Here is a 16747-nt window from a genome sequence, read left to right as displayed (position 1 = left end):
TCGCGCCCGACGTCGCACGGAGGAAAGCCGCCACCTGGCACGTTAGAGCGAGATGGCATCAGGTCGATTCACGCCTCCCTTGCCTCCGGGGAGGGTGAGGCGGTCGACAGGCCAGGGTGGGCGCATCACCGCGTCGATCCCGGCCCACCCCGGTGCTCCGTCTCTCCCTCCTGTGGACGGGAGGGAGATCAGAGTCTATCCAATGTCATCGCGCGTTAGAATTGTATCTTTGAGGATCATGCATTTGCGCAGCTTCATGTCCTGGGCGCTCGCCATCGTCGTCGCCGGCGTTGCGGGGTTTTCTCTGGCGGCACGTCACGGCGCCCGCGCTCGTTCCTGCCGCCCACCCGAGGGTCGGCGAGGCCGTTCAGGCGGTCTACGCCGCCGGCACTGTCGAGCCGCTGGTCATGGTCCCGGTCGCCGCCCGTGCTGCCGGCCATCTGGTCGCCCTCAAGGTGGATGAAGGCGCGCATGTCCGGGCCGGTCAGTTGCTGGCTCAGCTCGATGACAGCGACCTGCGCGCAGCCGTTGCGCAGCTCCAGGCGCGCCGACAACTGGCGCAGCAGACCTATGACCGCACGGCTACCCTGATGAAGCAGGGCTGGGTGACCCGATCCAGCATGGATCAGGCTGCATCCGACCTGAAGGCCGCCGCCGCCGCCGAGCAGCAGGCGCGCGCGCAGGTGAGGTTCATGGCGCTGACGGCGCCGACATCCGGCACAGTCGTGCGACGCGACGGCGAGATCGGCCAGTTCATCCCAACCAGCCAGCCGGTCTTCTTCCTGGCGCAGGATGGCGGCCTGCGCGTCACCGCAGAGGTGGACGAAGAAGACATTCCGCTGGTGAGAAAGGGCCAGACCGTGCTGATCCGTGCGGACGCCTTTCCCGACCGCGTTCTGCAGGGGCGGGTACTGGAGGTCACGCCAAAGGGCGACGACATCGCGCGCAGCTACCGCGTGCGGATCGCCCTGCCGCAGGATACGCCGCTGATGATCGGCATGACCGCAGACACCAACATCCTGATCCGCAAGGTCGAAGACGCGCTGCTGATCCCTGCGGATGCCGTCGTCGGGGCAAGGTCTGGGTGGTGGGGCGCCTGGCGCAGCGCGACGTCAAGCTCGGCATCGCGGGGCCAGACAAAGTGCAGGTGTTGAGCGGCCTTGGCACCGAAGACACGGTGGTGAGCCAGCCGACCCCAATCTGAAGGTGGGCGCACGCGTGCGGGTAGTGACTCCGCACCAGAGCGCTGCCGATGCGCCGGGCCAGGGAGCGCGCGGCTGTGAGCGTGATCCTGGATATCGCGGTCAGCCATCTGCGGGCGCGCTTGCGGCAGACCCTGGTCTCACTGATCGGCATCGCGCTCGGGGCCGCCTTCTTCATCGCGGTCGCCGGGCTGATGCAGGGCTCGGAACTGGATGTCCACAAGCGGCTGGTCGACAACAGCCCGCACATCACCGTGACGGACGATTTCCGCAACGCCGCCGCGCAGCCGGCCGCCATGGCGTATCCCGATGCCGCGCTCGATCTGCGCAGCGTCAAGCCTAAGACTGAAGTGCGCGGCATCCGCCAGTATCGGCAGAAGCTGGAGATAATCGCGAAAACGCCGGGCGTGCGGGTCGCGCCGATGCTGTCCGGCAGCGCCATCCTCACCTTCGCCGGCCAGCAGAGGGAGTATCGCTGAGCGGCGTGGTGCCCGACCTCATGAAAGACGTCTCGACCATTGACGAGAAGTTCGTCGCCGGCGGGCTCGACGCGCTCGACGCCAACCCGAACGGCATCGTGATCGGCGCCGGTCTCGTCCAGAAGCTCGGCCTGCGAATGGGCGACAACCTGAATATCGCTGCCAATACTGGCCAGGTGCAGACCCTGAAGATCGTCGGTATCTTCAAGACCGGCAACGCCCATTACGACGAAGATCAGTCGTTCACGGTCCTGAAACGCGCCCAGGCGCTGTTCGACCGACCGAACATCGCCAACACCTTCATCGTCAAGCTCGATGACGCGAACAGAGCGCGGCTGGTGGCCCGGGATATCGAAAACCGTATCGGCTACAAGGCGGAAAGCTGGCAGGAAGCAAGCCAGGATCTCGAGTCGGTCCTGCTGGTCCGCAATATCATCATGTATACGGTGGTCAGTGCCATCCTGATCGTGGCCTCATTCGGCATCTATAACGTCATCTCGACAGTGGTGTTCGAGAAGACGCGCGACATCGCCATCCTCAAATCCATCGGGTTCACACCGTCCGACGTCCGGCGCGTGTTCGTGATCGAAGGCGTCATCATGGGCCTGATCGGCAGTGCGATGGGGATCATCCTCGGCATCGGCGTGATGCGCGGGCTGGAGCTGGTGCAGGTCAAGCCACCGGGTGAGAGCGACATCATCACCCTGCCGATCTACTGGGGCCGGAACTGTTCGCCATGGCCGTGGGCTTCGCCATGATCTCGGCGACGCTTGCCGCCTATCTGCCGGCACGCCGGGGCGGCAAGGTCCAGCCGGTTGACATTCTTCGGGGTGCGATCTGATGGCGCAGCCCGTGCTGCAGTCGCGCGCCGTGACGCGAATTCTGCCGGGCGAAACGCCGGTCACCCTGGTAAGGGACATCACCCTCGACATCGAGGCCGGCGAGTTTGTCGTGATCATGGGGCCTTCCGGGTCCGGCAAGTCGTCGCTGCTGTATCTGCTTGGCCTGCTGGATCGCCCGACGTCCGGCTGCGTGCTGCTCGACGGCGTGGATACCGCGCGCCTGAGCGAGGATGCGCTGGCGGCGGCGCGCCTGTCCCAACTGGGTTTCGTGTTCCAGTTCCATTTTCTCCTGCTGGAGTTCACGGCGCTTGAGAATGTGATGCTGCCGATGCGGCGGCTCGGCGCGCTGCCCGCACCGGCGCAGCGCGAGCGCGCCGCCATGCTGCTGGCTGACCTGGGCCTTGCCGCCCACAGCCACAAACGCCCAAGCCAGTTGTCCGGAGGTCAGCGCCAGCGGGTGGCGATCGCTCGGGCGCTGGCCAACGACCCCAAGGTGATCCTCACCGACGAGCCGACCGGCGCCCTCGACAGCAAGTCCAGCGACGTCGTGCGCGGCATCCTGCGCGACCTCAGCCACAGCCAGCAGCGGGCGATCATCGCCGTGACCCACGACCACCATTTTGCAGAAGCCGCCGACCGCCAGGTCACTCTGATCGATGGCGCTTGGTCAACTGAAGCATCCCGCCTTAGAGCCTGATCGGTTGAGGTTGAAGCATATGTGCTTCAACCGAGGGCGTGAATCAGGCTCTTATCAACAATTTAGAGCCTGATGACTTTAGGTTGACCCACACGCCATCGCGCGGTTGCACACGCGCCGCTCACCCTGAGCTGGACGAAGGGCTGAGCGGCTCGTGGTTCGTCCAGGCTCACCACGAGCGGACTTTACAACCTGCTCCAGCGAAGATCACCATGCCGAGCCCACCCCGGTGCTGCGCACCACCTCCCTCCCCGAGGGAGGGGTGAATTGGGCTTACCCCTGCTGTTCGGCCTTCTTGCGGGCGCGAAAGCGGTGCAGCAGCGGCTCGGTATAGCCGTTCGGCTGGGCCGTCCCCTCGAACACCAGCGCGCGCGCCGCCTGCAGCGCCAGGCCGTTGCCGCCCGCCAGCGGTTCGTACAGCGGATCGCCGGCATTCTGCGCGTCGACCTTGGCGGCCATGCGCTGGAAAGCGGCGTCCACCTGCTCGCAGGTCACCACGCCATGCGCCAGCCAGTTGGCCATGTGCTGCGAGGAGATGCGCAGGGTCGCGCGGTCTTCCATCAGGCCGATGTCGTTGATGTCCGGCACTTTCGAGCAGCCGACACCCTGGTCGATCCAGCGCACCACATAGCCGAGGATGCCCTGGGCGTTGTTGTCCAGTTCGCGGGCGATCTCGTCCGCCGACCAGTTCCGTCCGGCCGCCAGCGGGACGGTGAGCAGATCACCCAGCGGCGGCACCGGCTCGGCGCGCAGGGTTGCCTGCACCGCGAACACGTCGACCGCGTGATAATGCAGCGCATGCAGGGTCGCCGCCGTCGGGGACGGCACCCAGGCGGTGTTCGCACCGGACTTCGGGTGGCCGATCTTCTGCGCCATCATGTCCGCCATGCGGTCCGGCATCGCCCACATGCCCTTGCCGATCTGGGCGCGCCCCGACAGCCCGCAGGCCAGCCCGATGCGCACGTTGCGGTCCTCGTAGGCCTTGATCCAGGTCGCGGTCTTCATCTCCGCCTTGGGGATCATCGGCCCGGCGCGCATGGACGTGTGCATTTCGTCGCCGGTGCGGTCGAGGAAGCCGGTGTTGATGAACACGATGCGGTCACGCACCGCGTGAATGCAGGCGGCAAGGTTGGCGGAGGTGCGGCGCTCCTCGTCCATCACGCCGACCTTCAGCGTGTGGCGGGCCAGCCCCAGCAGCTCCTCGACCGCATCGAACAGGCGGTCGGTGAAGGCGGCTTCCTCCGGCCCGTGCATCTTCGGCTTCACGATGTAGACCGAGCCAGTGCGGCTGTTGACGAACCGCCCCAGCCGCCGGAGATCGTAGAGCGCGATCAGGCTGGTGACGATGCCGTCCAGAATCCCTCCGGCGCTTCGCCGCCATCGGGGAGGCGCAGGGCCGGCGTCGTCATCAGGTGGCCGACGTTGCGCACGAACAGCAAGCTGCGACCGGGCAGGGTCAGGGTGCCGCCGTCCGGCGTTGCGTATTGCCGGTCCCCGGCCAGCGTGCGCTCCAGGCTGCGGCCGCCCTTCTGGAAGGTTGCGCTCAGCGTGCCCTGCATCAGCCCGAGCCAGTTGGCGTAGGCTGCGACCTTGTCCTCGGCGTCCACCGCCGCGATCGAGTCCTCGAGGTCGACGATCGTGGTGAGCGCCGACTCGAGGATCACGTCGGCAATGCCGGCGGGGTCGGTGCTGCCGATCGGGTGCGCGCGGTCGACCACCACTTCGATGTGCAGGCCGTTATGGCGGAACAGGTATGCGCCATCGCGGGAGCCAGCGAACTGGCCCGGGTTCTTGAGGGCGATGCCGGCGTGAAGGTCGGCAAGGTCCGTCCAGGAACCCCGGCGAGCGGCACTGCGTCGTCGAGGAAGCGCTTGGCGGTCGCGATCACCTGCGCGCCGCGCGCTGGATCGTAGCCGGGGCCGGATGCAGCACCCGGCAGGGCGTCCGTGCCGTACAGGGCGTCGTAAAGGCTGCCCCAGCGGGCATTGGCGGCGTTGAGGACGAAGCGCGCATTGAGCACCGGCACGACCAGCTGCGGTCCGGCCAGCCTCGCGATCTCGTCGTCGACCGCCTGGGTCCCGACGGCGAACGGCGCCGGCTCCGGGGCGAGGTAGCCGATCTCGCGCAGGAACGGCAGATAATCGGCCGAGTCCGGATGGTTACCGGCATTGTGCCAGGCGTCGATCTTCGCCTGAAGCGTGTCCCGGACCGCCAGCAGGCGGCGGTTTTCCGGGGTAAAGCGCGCGAAGATGTCCGCCGCCCCGCCCAGAAGCGGTCCGGCGCGATATCCAGCCCCGGCAGAACCCGATCTTCCAGGAAAGCGGCCAGCGCCGCCGACACGTCCAGTCCGGCCCTGCCTACACGCCGGTCGTTATTCGAAAGTTGCATAATGCCGCCCCTGAGGAGTTACGAAATGTCGCTCGCTGTACCGCAGTTGCGAAGGACTCTGCAACCAGGGGCGTCGCATGCCCGGGAGCGACGCTACAGCGCACCCATGGCGAGGAATTTCTCGCGCCGTCCACGCTGCAGTGCTTGCGGGGTCTCCTGGGTCAGGCGGTCCAGTTCGTGCTGGAGCGCATCGGCCAGCGCATTGACGGCGACCGTCGGCTGGCGGTGCGCGCCGCCCAGCGGCTCCTCGATGATGCGGTCGATCACCTTGAACTGCAGCAGGTCCTGTGCGGTCAGGCGCATGGCTTCTGCGGCGTCGGCCGCCTTGTCGGCGGTGCGCCAGAGGATCGAGGCGCAGCCCTCCGGCGAGATCACGGAATAGACCGCGTGCTCGTACATGAAGACCGTGTTGGCGGCGGCCAGCGCGATCGCCCCGCCGGAGCCGCCTTCGCCGACCACCGTCGCGATCAGCGGCACCTTCAGGTCGAGGCAGGTGGCGGTGGAGACGGCAATGGCCTGCGCCTGCCCGCGTTCCTCCGCCTGGACGCCGGGGAAGGCGCCGGGCGTGTCGACCAGCGTCACCACCGGGATGCCGAACTGATCGGCCAGCTTCATCAGGCGTACCGCCTTGCGGTAGCCTTCCGGCTTGGCCATGCCGAAATTGTGGCGGATGCGGCTCTGGGTGTCGCTGCCCTTCTCGTGGCCGATCACCATGACCGTGCGCCCGCGCAGCCGGCCGAAGCCGCCGATGATCGCCTGGTCCTCGCCGAAGCAGCGGTCGCCCGCCATCGGCGAGAAGTCGTCGATGATGCGGCTGACGATATCCGTGAAGCGCGGCCGGCCGGGGTGGCGGGCGACCAGCGTTTTCTGCCACGGCGTCAGCCTGTCGTAGACCGCCTTGAGCTGCCGTTGCGCCTTCAGTTCCAGCCGCGCGACTTCCTGGGAGATATCGAGGTCGGGATTGGCGTGGCTCTTGAGCTCGGCGATCTTGGACTCCAGGTCCGCAATCGGTCGCTCGAAATCGAGGTATGTAACCATGGTCGACGACTAGCCACGCTTGGGCGAGGGTCAATGCCATCCGCCAGCGGGTGTCGGCTCTCGACAACCTCGACCAGCCGCTCGACCGCGACGTGGGTGTAGATCTGCGTGGTCGCGATATCGGCGTGGCCCAGCATCTGCTGCAGGGCGCGCAGGTCCGAGCCGCCGGCCAGAAGATGGGTCGCGAAGGCATGGCGCAGCACATGCGGGGACAGTTGCGTCGGGCGCAGGCCGGCTTCCAGGCCAAGGTCGCGCAGGAGCTGGAACAGCCGGACACGGGTCAGGTGCCCACTCGCGCCGGTCGAGGGAAACAGGAAGCGCGATGTGGCCGGCACATCCGCAAGATACGCCGCGACCGCCGCCGCTGCCGGCGGGCTGAGCGGCGCAAGGCGCTCCTTGCCGCCTTTGCCGACGACCGCGAGAAACGGCTGCCCCGGCCGTACGGCGGTGCGCGGCAGGCCGACCACCTCGCTGGCGCGCAGGCCGGAGCCGTAGAGCAGCTCGACCAGCGCCAGCATCCGCCGGGAAGCGTAGTCCGGCTTGCGCGCGCGCGCACGCGCGCCATCTCGATGAGCGCCAGGACCTGATCCAGGGTCAGCGTGCGCGGGAGCGGCCGGACCAGCCGCGGCGACGCAAGGTCAACCGACGGGTCGTCGGCCCGCAGGCCATCGCGTAGCAGGAACCCGAAGAACCGGCGCAGGCAGGACAGCCGGCGCGCCAGCGTCGCGCTGCTCAGGCTGTGCTGACAGGTGGCCCATGCACGCAGATCGTCCGCCGAGGCCGCAGCCAAGCGGCCGTTCAGGCTTTCGGACAGTGCCTCCAGATCGCGGCTGTAGGCCAGGAGCGTGTTGCGCGCGCTGCCGCGCTCCGCGACCAGATAGTCAAGAAACAGGCGGATGGCCTCCGCGTCCGTCATAGCCCTTCGCGGATCAACAGTTCCGCGCCGATCAACCCGCTTCCACACGATAGCCCGCGCGGTTCAGCGCGGCGAGCGCGGCATGGACGCTCGACGGATCGAGCCTGGGCGCTGCGAACAGGCGGGCGCAGCGCACGATCAGCTCGCCATGGCGGTCGCGGCGGGTCGCAGCCGACAGCACATCGGCAAGCGGCGTCGGTGCCAGCGCCACCGAACCGCGATCGAGCATGGCGCGCGCAGCGTCGCCGAACGGGTCAGGTGCTGTGGCCGCCACGACGGCGGCGGCGAGCGCCTTGCGGTGGCCGGTATCGCCGGCGCTCTCCAGTGTGTCCGCCCAGTCGCCGAAGGCAGCGCCGGTGCGCGGCGCGCGCGGGTTGAGCGCGGCGAGGATCGGCCAAACCCGGTGTGCGCCGTCGCCCATGGCCTCGCCCCAGCGCAAGGCCTGACGCCGGCGCCGCCGAACGCCAGCGCGCGGACCATGTCCGGCGCTTCATCCGTGTCGGCGGGCGTGACCGAAGCGACGGCGCGTGCCGAAAGCAGCAGGCGCACGATCCGCCCGGGGCCCGGCTCGCCCCAGAAACTGCGCAGCGTCGCCAGCTTGCTGCGCGCGCCCGGCGCGACATAGGCCGCCCGCAGGCGCGCCGGCGCGGTATCCGCGCGCAGGACATCCGGGTTGGCCTGCGCGGCCTGCGCCCAGATGCCGAGGGCGTCGTCCAGCGGCAGTGCGCCGGCCAGCAGCGCGTAGGGCGCGGCCTGGAAGCGCAGATCGACCGGCGCTTCCGCATGGCGCGCGATCCAGCTGTATCCGGCCTGTCCCAGGCGGCTGCGCAGGTTCGCGGGCAGCTCGGAACGCCCGGCCAGTGCCATGCCGAGGCGATAGGGCGTCAACGCATAGGTCTCGGCGTCCGGCCCCAGGGGCCAGTCCACATTGACGCCGCGGTTGCCACCGCCGCCGACGGCGGTCGCGACCTGATCCGCCAGTTGTATCTCGACCGGGTCCACGGCTTCGCGCTCGCGCAGATCGTCCAGCACCAGCGCCGCCTGCCCGGCGTCGCCCTCCAGAGCTGCGCAGATCGCGCTGAACAGGTCCCACTGCGGGTCCCGGTAGACGGCCGGGCCGGTCACGGTGATCGGGCAGAGCGCCGGGATGTCGCCGGCCAGGAGCTGGGCCTGCGGCGCGACGAAATAGGCCAGCCGCGTGAAACGCTCCACACCCAGGCGGTCCATGATGCGCTTGGCGGCGTGCGCTTCCCCGACCCGCAGCAGCGCCAGCGCCCGGGTCGCCGCGATATCGCCGACGCTGGCGCCTTGCGGATCGTCGGCCCGGCTGACCAGCGCCCGCCGCAGCAGCACATTCATCCAGCGGGATGACAGCGGCTGCCGGATCGTGCGCAGCACGCCGTTCACCGCCTTCGCGTTCGAGCCGCGCCAGATATCCGCGCCCAGCCCGCCGTCTGCAGGCTCCAGCCAGCCGAGCGGCAGACGCGGCCCCGCCGGCGCACGCCGCGGCCTGGGTTTGGGCGCTCCACCTGTGCCGGCAGCGGCGTCGCGTCCGTCGCCGTATCCTCAGGCGCGGGCTGGCTGACGCCGGGCAGTGGCGTCGGCGCGACCTCGCTGGCCGGGCGCTGCGCCGGCAGCAACGATTCCGGTGCATCCTGCGCGAAGACCTGGCTGAACGAGAGGGCGCCGACGGCAAGGCCGGCGCACAGGTAGCGAGCGATCACGAAGCCGGCCCTGAAACCGGTAAGGTCTTTTCAATCTGCCGTATCGGCGCGGGACGATCCGCAACCGCAAAATACACCGACATGCCGACCAGAACGATCAGAACGCCAACCACCAGAATCAAACCCAATCGGCCCATGCCACCCCGACCATGTGTTGAGACCGTCGCGCGGCAACTTGCTGGGCGCGACCAGCCGTGTATAGCGACTGCCTTGTGACAGACGAAGCAAATCTTGAAGGGCTGCGCGTCGAGCGGCCACTGGTGCTCGTCGGCCTGATGGGGGTCGGCAAGACCACCGTTGGCCGCCGGCTGGCAGCGCGCCTCGACCTGCCGTTCGAAGATGCGGACGACGCTATCGAGCAGGCGGCAGGCATGGCGGTCGCCGATATCTTCGCCTGCTTTGGCGAGCCGGAGTTTCGCCGTGGCGAGCAGCGGGTCATCGAGCGGCTGCTGCAGGGCCCGCCCAAGGTGATCGCGACCGGCGGTGGCGCCTTCGTGCAGCCGCAGACGCGCGCGGCGATCTTGGCGCGCGGCATCGCCATCTGGCTCGACGCCGATATCGAGACGCTGGTCGAACGCACGGCCCGGCGCGACACCCGGCCGCTGCTGCGCAACGGCGATCCCAGACAGATCCTGACCGAACTGGCCGAGCGGCGCGCGCCCTATTACGCGCAGGCGCCGCTGCACGTCCGCTCGACGGACGGGCCGCACGACGCTACAGTCGCCGCCATCCTGGAGCTGCTGCGCCGCCACCTGCAGGGGCAGCGTGACGGTCGCGCGGGTCCCGGTGCCGCTGGGGAGCGCGGCTACGACATCCATGTCGGGCCGGGGCTGCTCGCGCAGGCGGGCGTACTCGTCGGTCCGCTGCTGAACCGGCCGATGGCCGCGGTGGTGACGGACGAAACGGTGGCGGGCCTGCATCTCGATACCCTGCGCGCTGGCCTTGGCGGCATCGCCGTGCACCCGGTCGTCCTGCCGCCGGGCGAGGCGCGCAAGTCCTTCGCCGGGCTGGAGCAGCTCTGCGAGGCCCTGCTGGCCGCCGGCATCGAGCGCAAGGATACGGTGATCGCGCTTGGCGGCGGCGTGATCGGCGATCTGACCGGCTTCGCCACAGCGGTTCTGCGCCGCGGCTGCCGCTTCATCCAGATTCCGACCACCCTGCTGGCGCAGGTGGATTCCTCGGTCGGCGGCAAGACCGGCATCAACACGCGCGCCGGCAAGAACCTGGTCGGCGCGTTCCACCAGCCGCGACTGGTGCTGTGCGACAGCGACACGCTTGCAACCCTGCCGCCGCGCGAGCGCGCCGCCGGTTATGCCGAGATCGTGAAATACGGGCTTATCGACGACCCGGCGTTTTTCGACTGGCTGGAAGCGAACGGCGCAAGGGTGCTCGCAGGCGAGGCCGACGCCCTGCGCGATGCGGTCGCGACGTCGTGCCGGGCCAAGGCGGCGGTGGTCGCAGCGGACGAGTTCGAGACCACGGGACGGCGGGCGCTGCTGAACCTCGGCCATACCTTCGGCCATGCACTGGAAGCCGAGGCCGGCTACTCCGACCGCCTGCTGCACGGCGAGGCCGTGGCGCTGGGCATGGTTCTGGCGTTCGACTTCTCGGTGGCGCAGGGCCTGTGCCCCCGGCGGACGCGGCGCGGGTGCGCACGCATCTGGCGGCAAGCGGGCTGCCGGTCGACCTGCGGGCCCTCGCGCTCGGGGCTGATGGCGCAACCCTGGTGCGGCACATGGCGCAGGACAAGAAGATGGAGGCCGGCAGCCTGACCTTCATCCTCGCGCGCGGCATCGGCCAGGCCTTCACAGCGCCGGGGTGGACCTCGAGACGGTGCGCGCGTTCCTCGATCGCCAATTGGCTTGAGCCGGCGCGCCCGCCGCGCCAGATTACACATTCAGGCAATGAAAGGGGTTTGACCGATGATCCTCGGGTCCATGCTGGCGCTGCTCCTGGTGGTGGCGCTGATCGGCCTGTCGGCTGTGCTGGCGACAGCGGAGACCGGCATCACCGCCGCCTCGAAACCCCGGCTGTTCCAGCTCGCGCGCGACGGCAACAAGCGCGCCGAGCGGGTCGCGCCCTGCTCGACGAACGCGAGCGGCTGGTGAGCTCGATCCTGCTCGGCTCGACCCTGGTCAACGCCGCCGCCACCGCGCTCACCACCTCGGTGCTGCAGGCGATCGTGGGGACGCCGCGGTGCTGTATGCGACCGGCCTCATCACCATCCTGCTGCTGGTGTTTGCAGAAGCGCTGCCGAAAATCCTCGGCATCGCACGCGCGGACAAGGTGGTGATGGCACTGGGGCCGACGGCAAATCTGCTCTCGCAGATCCTGGCGCCGATCATCCGCCTGGTGCTGGCGACCGTGCGCGGCACCCTGAAGCTGTGCGGCGTCAACGTCGACGAGCGGGACGCCAGCGTCTCCAGCAGCGACGAAATCCGCGGCACCATCGACCTGCACGCACAGGAGGGCGGGCTGGGCGGCGAGCACCGGCAGATGCTCGGCTCGATCCTCGATCTCGACGAGGTGCTGGTGTCGGACGTCATGGTCCACCGCAAGGCGATCGAGATGATCGACCTCGACGAGCCGCCGGAGGCGATCGTGCGCATGGCCATCCGCTCAAGCTACACCCGCCTGCCGCTGTATCGGGGCAACCCGGACAATCCGGTCGGCGTGCTGCACGCCAAGGACCTGATCCGCGCGCTCGCCAAGCGCGGCGCGGAGCCGGAGACGCTGCGCATCGACACCATCATGCGCAAGCCCTGGTTCGTGCCCAACACCACGACCCTGCGCGAGCAGCTGGCGCCTTCATCGCCCAGCGCAACCATTTCGCGCTGGTGGTCGACGAATACGGCGCGCTGCAGGGACTGGTGACGCTGGAGGACATCCTGGAGGAGATCGTCGGCGAGATCGCGGACGAGCACGACCTGCCGACGCCGTCCGGCGTCGAAATCCTGCCCGACGGCAGCCTCCGGGTCGAGGGGACGGTGGCGATCCGCGAACTGAACCGACGCTTCGACTGGAGCCTCAGCGACCATCAGGCGGCGACCGTCGCCGGTCTGGTGATCTACGAGGCGCAGGTGATCCCGGTGAAGGGTCAGAGCTTCCAGTTCTTCGGCTTCACCTTCGAGATTCTGGAGCGCCGCCGCAACCAGATCACCCTGCTGCGCATCGTGCCGCCGGCGCCGGTGACCGGCCAGACCGTTGACGCTGCCGACGCCTGACCATAGGACGGACTCTGTGGCTCCGTAGCTCAGCAGGATAGAGCGACGGTTTCCTAAACCGCAGGTCGTGGGTTCGAATCCCGCCGGGGCCACCAGCTTGCTGCGCCCATCATCAACCCCGCGGCCTCAGCGGAATGGCGGCTCGTCGAAGCTGCGCAGCTTGCGGGAATGCAGGTTCAGCACGTTGCTCTGCAGCCGCTCGATGGCGGCGATGCCGATGGCGAGGTGCTGGGAGATCGCCTTGGCGTAGAAGGCGTTGGCGGCACCCGGCAGCTTGATTTCGCCGTGCAGCGGCTTGTCCGAGACGCAGAGCAAGGTGCCGTAGGGCACACGGAAGCGATAGCCCTGGGCGGCGATGGTGCCGCTTTCCATGTCGATGGCGATCGCGCGCGACAGGTTGAACACCCGCTGCTCCTGGCGCCAGCGCAGTTCCCAGTTGCGGTCGTCCTCCGTCACCACCGTGCCGGTGCGCAGCCGCGCCTTCAGGTCCGCGCCGCTCTCGCCAGTCACGTCGGCCGCTGCCTGCTGCAGCGCCTGCTGCACCTCGGCGAGCGCCGGGATCGGGATGCGCGGCGGCACCACGTCGTCGAGCACATGGTCCTCGCGCAGGTAGGCGTGCGCCAGCACATAGTCGCCGATGCGCTGGGACTGGCGCAGCCCGCCGCAGTGGCCGATCATCAGCCAGCAATGTGGGCGCAGCACCGCCAGATGGTCGGTGATAGTCTTGGCGTTGGACGGGCCGACGCCGATGTTGACCAGGGTGATGCCGTGGCCGTCGCGCGCTTTCAGGTGATAGGCCGGCATCTGGTGGCGCGCCCAGGTGGCGGACGCCACACGCGCAGACGCCGCCTCGGTGCTCATCCGGTCGTCGGCGTGGATGCTGACACCGCCGGCAGCGCGCAGCTCGGTGTAGCGTCCGCCGGCTGCCACCTGCTCGGCTGCCCAGCGCACGAACACGTCGACATAGCGGTGGTAGTTGGTGAACAGGATCCAGGGCTGCGCATCGCGCCAGTCGGTGCCGGTATAGTGGACCAGGCGCTTCAGCGAATAGTCGACCCGCGGGGCATCGAACAGCGCCAGCGGGCGCGGGCGGCGGTCAATCGCCAGGCCGTCGGCGATGTCGTCCGAGACGACGTTGAGCCGCGGCGTCGCGAACGCCTGCGCCAGCTCCAGCGCGCTGGCGGCACCGAGCAACGCATCGTCCGCACCATCGAGCAGGAAAGGATAGGGAATTTCCTGGTCGCCGGGGTTACGTCGATCCGCGCATCGTAATCCTCGACCAGCAGGGTCAGCTGCTCGCGCAGATAGGTGCTGAGCGCCTGCGGCTGGGTGATGCTGGTGCTATAGTCGCCGATCTCCTGGAACTTGGCATAGGCGCGCCCGGCCGGCGTGCCCGGGGAGACGCCGCGGTGCTCGACATGGAGCAGGGGTAGCACATGCGGCGGCGCTCGTCCGGCGTCGGCGGCCGTCCCTCGGCGATGAAGGCGCGCAAGGCCCGGGCGCCGGTGCTGATCGCCTCGGCATACAGGGTCTTCAGGCGCTCCAGCGCAGCGTCGGGGTCAGTCCTCTCGGCATTCATGATCCTCCACGGCGGACTATGCCGATGACGCACGCGCCGGGCAATGCGCAGCGCAGCCCGCCGCGGCGCGCAGCCGCTCTGGCCCGGCTTTCGCTTGACAGGCGCACGCTGTCCACGCGATGGCCTTTCGCCATGCAGAATGATTCCTCGACGCGCGCGCCCGGCAGCGCCAGCCCGACCCTCACCAGACCGGCCAAGCCGGGCTGGGCCGAGTCGGTGCAGGAGTTGGTGAAGACCATCTTCTATGCCGTCCTGATCGCGGTCGGCTTCCGCTCGCTCGCTTACGAGCCGTTCAACATCCCGTCCGAGTCGATGCTGCCCGGCCTGCTGGTTGGCGACTATCTGTTCGTCTCCAAGTTCAGCTACGGCTACAGCCGCCACTCGTTTCCGTTCAGCCTGGCACCGATCGACGGCCGGCTGTTCAACCGACAGGTGACGCCGGGCGACGTGGTCGTGTTCAAGTGGCCGGGCGACAACCGCACCGATTTCATCAAGCGCATCATCGGCATGCCGGGCGATATCATCCAGATGCGCGGCGGCGTGCTCTACATCAACGGCCAGCAGGTGAAGAAGGAGCGCATCGGCGATTTCCTGGTGAAGGAAACCCCGAACACGCTGTGCCCGCCGCTGCCCGGCTTCCGCCGCACGCAGCCGGATGGTTCGGCGGTCTGCGTCTATCCGCGCTACCGCGAGACCCTGCCGAGCGGCCGCACCTACACCGCGCTCGACATGCTGCCGAACGCACCGCGCGACGACACCCAGGCGTTCGTAGTGCCGGCCGGCCACTATTTCGGCATGGGCGACAACCGCGACAACAGCCTGGACAGCCGGGTGCCGGTGAATGCGGGCGGGGTTGGCTACATTCCGATGGAGAATGTGGTCGGCAAGGCCGAAATCCTGTTCTTCTCGACCGACGGCTCGACCAGCCTGTTCACGCCGTGGCGCTGGATTCAGGCGACCCGCTGGGATCGCCTGGCCACGCTCATCCAGTGATCGAATCCGAAGCCGTCGCCTGGGCCGAGGCCGCACTCGGCCACAGCTTCTCGGACCGCAGCCTGATCCTGACCGCGCTGACCCATCCGAGCGCGCCCGGCCGTTCCTACCAGCGGCTGGAGTTTCTTGGCGACCGGGTGCTGGGCTGCGTGATGGCCGACTGGCTGTTCCGCCGCTACCCCGGCGAGCCGGAAGGGGACCTGGCCAAACGCTATGCCGATCTGGTGCGCACCGAAACCTGCGCCGAGGTCGCGCGCGCAATCGCAGCCTATCGCCACATCCGCATGGCGGCGAGCGCTGCGCAGTCGCGCGTGCAGCACCTCGACAACGTGCTGGCGGACGTCTGCGAGGCGCTGATCGGCGCGCTGTTCCGCGACGGCGGGCTGGAGCCGGCGCGCCGTTTCATCGAGACCCAGTGGCAGGCTATGCTCGAGGCCGCCCCGGAGGCCCCGCGCCACCCGAAGTCGGCCCTGCAGGAATGGGCGCAGGGGCGCGGCCTGCCGATCCCGCACTATGCCCTGGTCGAGCGCGCCGGGCCGGACCACATGCCGACCTTCACGGTGGAACTCAGCGTACGCGGCCTGCCGCCGCTGCGCGCCACCGGGGCTTCGAAACAGGACGCGGAGCGCGCGGTCGCGGCCGCCTTTCTTGAACAGATGAAAGCAGGCCAGCAATGAGCGCGCAGACCATCGAAGGTCCGGACGCGGAAACCCGCTGTGGGGTGGTCGCCATCATCGGCGCGCCCAACGCCGGCAAATCGACGCTCACCAATGCGCTCGTCGGCGCCAAGGTGGCGATCGTCAGCCCCAAGGTGCAGACCACCCGCACGCGGCTGATGGGCATCGCCATCGAAGGTCCGACGCAGCTGATGCTGGTTGATACGCCGGGCATCTTCGCCCCGCGCCGGCGGCTCGATCGCGCCATGGTCAAGGCGGCGTGGGACGGCGCGAGCGACGCCGACGTAATCGCCCTGGTGATCGACGCCAAGCGCGGCCTGCGCGACGAGGTGCGCGCCCTGATCGAGGCGTTGCGCCCGCGCCCGGAGCCCAAGCTGCTGGTGCTGAACAAGGTCGATCTGTGCAGCAAGGACAAGCTGCTGCCGCTGACCGTGCAGATCCACGCGCTGCTGGCGTTCGAGGAAACCTTCATGATCTCGGCCGAGACCGGGGATGGCGTCGCCGACCTGAAGACAGCGCTGGTCCGGCGCATGCCGGCCGGGCCGTGGCATTATCCGGAAGACCAGCTCTCGGACGTATCGCAGCGCCTGCTGGCCGCCGAGATCACCCGTGAGCAGCTGTACCTGCAACTGCACGAGGAACTGCCCTACGCCGCGACCGTCGAGACCGAGAAGTGGGAGGAGCGAAAGGACGGCTCCGCCGCGCTGCATCAGGTGGTCTATGTGGAACGCGATACCCAGAAGGCGATCGTGCTCGGCAAGGGCGGCAGCCGCATCAAGCAGCTGGGCGGCACGGCCCGGCTGGAGCTGGAGAAGCTGCTCGGGCGGCGTATCCACCTGTTCTTGTTCGTCAAGGTGAAGCCGGACTGGGCGGACGACCGCGAAATCTACCGCGACATGGGCCTCGACTGGACCGACTGAACGTGGGGCCGCCCCGCGCGCTTCCACGCTTCACAAGCCGCAAGGGCCGGGCTAAGAACTGGGGTTCG

At 68.7% G+C, this 16747-nt stretch carries 14 protein-coding genes, 1 tRNA gene and 6 pseudogenes; 14 read left to right on the top strand and 7 right to left on the bottom strand.

The window, feature by feature from the left end; translation table 11 throughout:
• Positions 1-290: 290 nt before the first annotated feature.
• The 4 genes from E6W36_RS04015 (at position 291) to E6W36_RS04000 (ending at position 3220) form a co-directional block, all read left to right on the top strand.
• The gene (locus E6W36_RS04015) at positions 291-1154 is read left to right on the top strand and encodes an efflux RND transporter periplasmic adaptor subunit (protein ID WP_222873828.1); all 864 of its coding nucleotides are present in this window, start codon (positions 291-293) and stop codon (positions 1152-1154) included.
• 125 nt (positions 1155-1279) lie between these two features.
• Positions 1280-1681 carry an ABC transporter permease gene (locus E6W36_RS20300; protein WP_222873827.1) on the top strand — a complete coding sequence of 134 codons (402 nt, stop codon included), beginning with the start codon at positions 1280-1282 and terminating at the stop codon, positions 1679-1681.
• A gap of 5 nt (positions 1682-1686) precedes the next feature.
• Entirely contained in the window at positions 1687-2439 is a 753-nt protein-coding gene (locus E6W36_RS20295) for an ABC transporter permease (protein ID WP_222873826.1), read from the top strand.
• 82 nt (positions 2440-2521) lie between these two features.
• On the top strand, positions 2522-3220 hold the full coding sequence (locus E6W36_RS04000) for an ABC transporter ATP-binding protein (RefSeq protein ID WP_222873825.1): 699 nt from the start codon (positions 2522-2524) through the stop codon (positions 3218-3220).
• A 273-nt stretch (positions 3221-3493) separates the two neighbouring features.
• On the opposite strand, the pseudogene E6W36_RS03995 reads toward E6W36_RS04000, so the two are convergent.
• From E6W36_RS03995 to E6W36_RS03975, 6 genes and pseudogenes are all read right to left on the bottom strand, one after another.
• Positions 3494-5608, bottom strand: a pseudogene (locus tag E6W36_RS03995) (malate synthase G).
• Positions 5609-5701: 93 nt separating this feature from the next.
• Positions 5702-6595: an acetyl-CoA carboxylase carboxyltransferase subunit alpha gene (locus E6W36_RS03990; protein ID WP_342776840.1), complete on the bottom strand. Its 894-nt coding sequence runs from the start codon at positions 6593-6595 to the stop codon at positions 5702-5704.
• The gene (locus E6W36_RS21730; RefSeq protein WP_342776791.1) at positions 6526-7164 is read right to left on the bottom strand and encodes a tyrosine-type recombinase/integrase; all 639 of its coding nucleotides are present in this window, start codon (positions 7162-7164) and stop codon (positions 6526-6528) included. Before E6W36_RS21730 ends, E6W36_RS03990 begins: the two co-directional genes overlap by 70 nt.
• A 209-nt stretch (positions 7165-7373) precedes the next feature.
• Positions 7374-7562, bottom strand: a pseudogene (locus E6W36_RS21725) (site-specific integrase); the annotation flags it as partial.
• A gap of 138 nt (positions 7563-7700) precedes the next feature.
• Complete coding sequence (locus tag E6W36_RS03980; protein ID WP_222873822.1) at positions 7701-8969, bottom strand: hypothetical protein; 1269 nt, start codon at positions 8967-8969, stop codon at positions 7701-7703.
• A complete protein-coding gene (locus E6W36_RS03975) occupies positions 8966-9286 on the bottom strand; it encodes a hypothetical protein (RefSeq protein ID WP_222873821.1) in 321 nt (106 codons plus the stop codon). The genes E6W36_RS03980 and E6W36_RS03975 overlap by 4 nt, the downstream gene beginning before the upstream one ends.
• Before the next feature lie 194 nt (positions 9287-9480).
• On the opposite strand from E6W36_RS03975, the pseudogene E6W36_RS03970 reads away from it, so the two are divergent.
• From E6W36_RS03970 to E6W36_RS03945, 7 genes and pseudogenes are all read left to right on the top strand, one after another.
• Positions 9481-10035 (top strand): annotated as a pseudogene (locus tag E6W36_RS03970) (shikimate kinase); the annotation flags it as partial.
• A gap of 3 nt (positions 10036-10038) precedes the next feature.
• A pseudogene (gene aroB, locus E6W36_RS03965) lies at positions 10039-11152 on the top strand (3-dehydroquinate synthase).
• A 71-nt stretch (positions 11153-11223) separates the two neighbouring features.
• Entirely contained in the window at positions 11224-11394 is a 171-nt protein-coding gene (locus E6W36_RS20285; RefSeq protein WP_222873820.1) for a DUF21 domain-containing protein, read from the top strand.
• 76 nt (positions 11395-11470) lie between these two features.
• Positions 11471-11752: pseudogene (locus E6W36_RS21720) on the top strand (CNNM domain-containing protein); the annotation flags it as partial.
• Between the two features lie 30 nt (positions 11753-11782).
• Positions 11783-12160, top strand: coding sequence for a CBS domain-containing protein (locus E6W36_RS21715; RefSeq protein WP_342776839.1), 378 nt, complete (start codon positions 11783-11785; stop codon positions 12158-12160).
• Complete coding sequence (locus tag E6W36_RS03950) at positions 12124-12510, top strand: transporter associated domain-containing protein (protein ID WP_222873818.1); 387 nt, start codon at positions 12124-12126, stop codon at positions 12508-12510. Before E6W36_RS21715 ends, E6W36_RS03950 begins: the two co-directional genes overlap by 37 nt.
• 18 nt (positions 12511-12528) lie before the next feature.
• A tRNA-Arg gene (locus E6W36_RS03945) sits at positions 12529-12605 on the top strand.
• 31 nt (positions 12606-12636) lie between these two features.
• Here E6W36_RS03945 and E6W36_RS03940 read toward each other — a convergent pair.
• A pseudogene (locus tag E6W36_RS03940) lies at positions 12637-13946 on the bottom strand (AMP nucleosidase).
• A 275-nt stretch (positions 13947-14221) separates the two neighbouring features.
• On the opposite strand from E6W36_RS03940, the gene lepB reads away from it, so the two are divergent.
• From lepB to era, 3 genes are read left to right on the top strand one after another with little or no spacing between them, the layout of a single operon-like run.
• The gene (gene lepB, locus E6W36_RS03935; RefSeq protein ID WP_222873817.1) at positions 14222-15082 is read left to right on the top strand and encodes a signal peptidase I; all 861 of its coding nucleotides are present in this window, start codon (positions 14222-14224) and stop codon (positions 15080-15082) included.
• Positions 15079-15759, top strand: coding sequence for a ribonuclease III (gene rnc / locus E6W36_RS03930; RefSeq protein ID WP_222873816.1), 681 nt, complete (start codon positions 15079-15081; stop codon positions 15757-15759). The genes lepB and rnc overlap by 4 nt, the downstream gene beginning before the upstream one ends.
• The gene (era, locus tag E6W36_RS03925) at positions 15756-16679 is read left to right on the top strand and encodes a GTPase Era (RefSeq protein ID WP_222873815.1); all 924 of its coding nucleotides are present in this window, start codon (positions 15756-15758) and stop codon (positions 16677-16679) included. The genes rnc and era overlap by 4 nt, the downstream gene beginning before the upstream one ends.
• The last annotated feature ends 68 nt before the right edge of the window (positions 16680-16747 follow it).

Origin of the sequence: Hankyongella ginsenosidimutans, from assembly GCF_005144965.1 — a bacterium.
Classification (GTDB): domain Bacteria; phylum Pseudomonadota; class Alphaproteobacteria; order Sphingomonadales; family Sphingomonadaceae; genus Hankyongella; species Hankyongella ginsenosidimutans.
This window is presented reverse-complemented; position numbering and strand designations above follow the sequence as displayed.

What these genes read in the sequence shown, in the direction of transcription:
- E6W36_RS04000 (WP_222873825.1), top strand. Translation starts at nt 2,522, where the DNA reads ATGGCGCAGCCCGTGCTGCAGTCGCGCGCCGTGACGCGAATTCTGCCG.
- E6W36_RS21730 (WP_342776791.1), bottom strand. Translation starts at nt 7,164, where the DNA reads ATGCTGGCGCTGGTCGAGCTGCTCTACGGCTCCGGCCTGCGCGCCAGC.
- E6W36_RS20285 (WP_222873820.1), top strand. Translation starts at nt 11,224, where the DNA reads ATGCTGGCGCTGCTCCTGGTGGTGGCGCTGATCGGCCTGTCGGCTGTG.
- E6W36_RS21715 (WP_342776839.1), top strand. Translation starts at nt 11,783, where the DNA reads ATGCTCGGCTCGATCCTCGATCTCGACGAGGTGCTGGTGTCGGACGTC.
- lepB (WP_222873817.1), top strand. Translation starts at nt 14,222, where the DNA reads ATGCAGAATGATTCCTCGACGCGCGCGCCCGGCAGCGCCAGCCCGACC.
- era (WP_222873815.1), top strand. Translation starts at nt 15,756, where the DNA reads ATGAGCGCGCAGACCATCGAAGGTCCGGACGCGGAAACCCGCTGTGGG.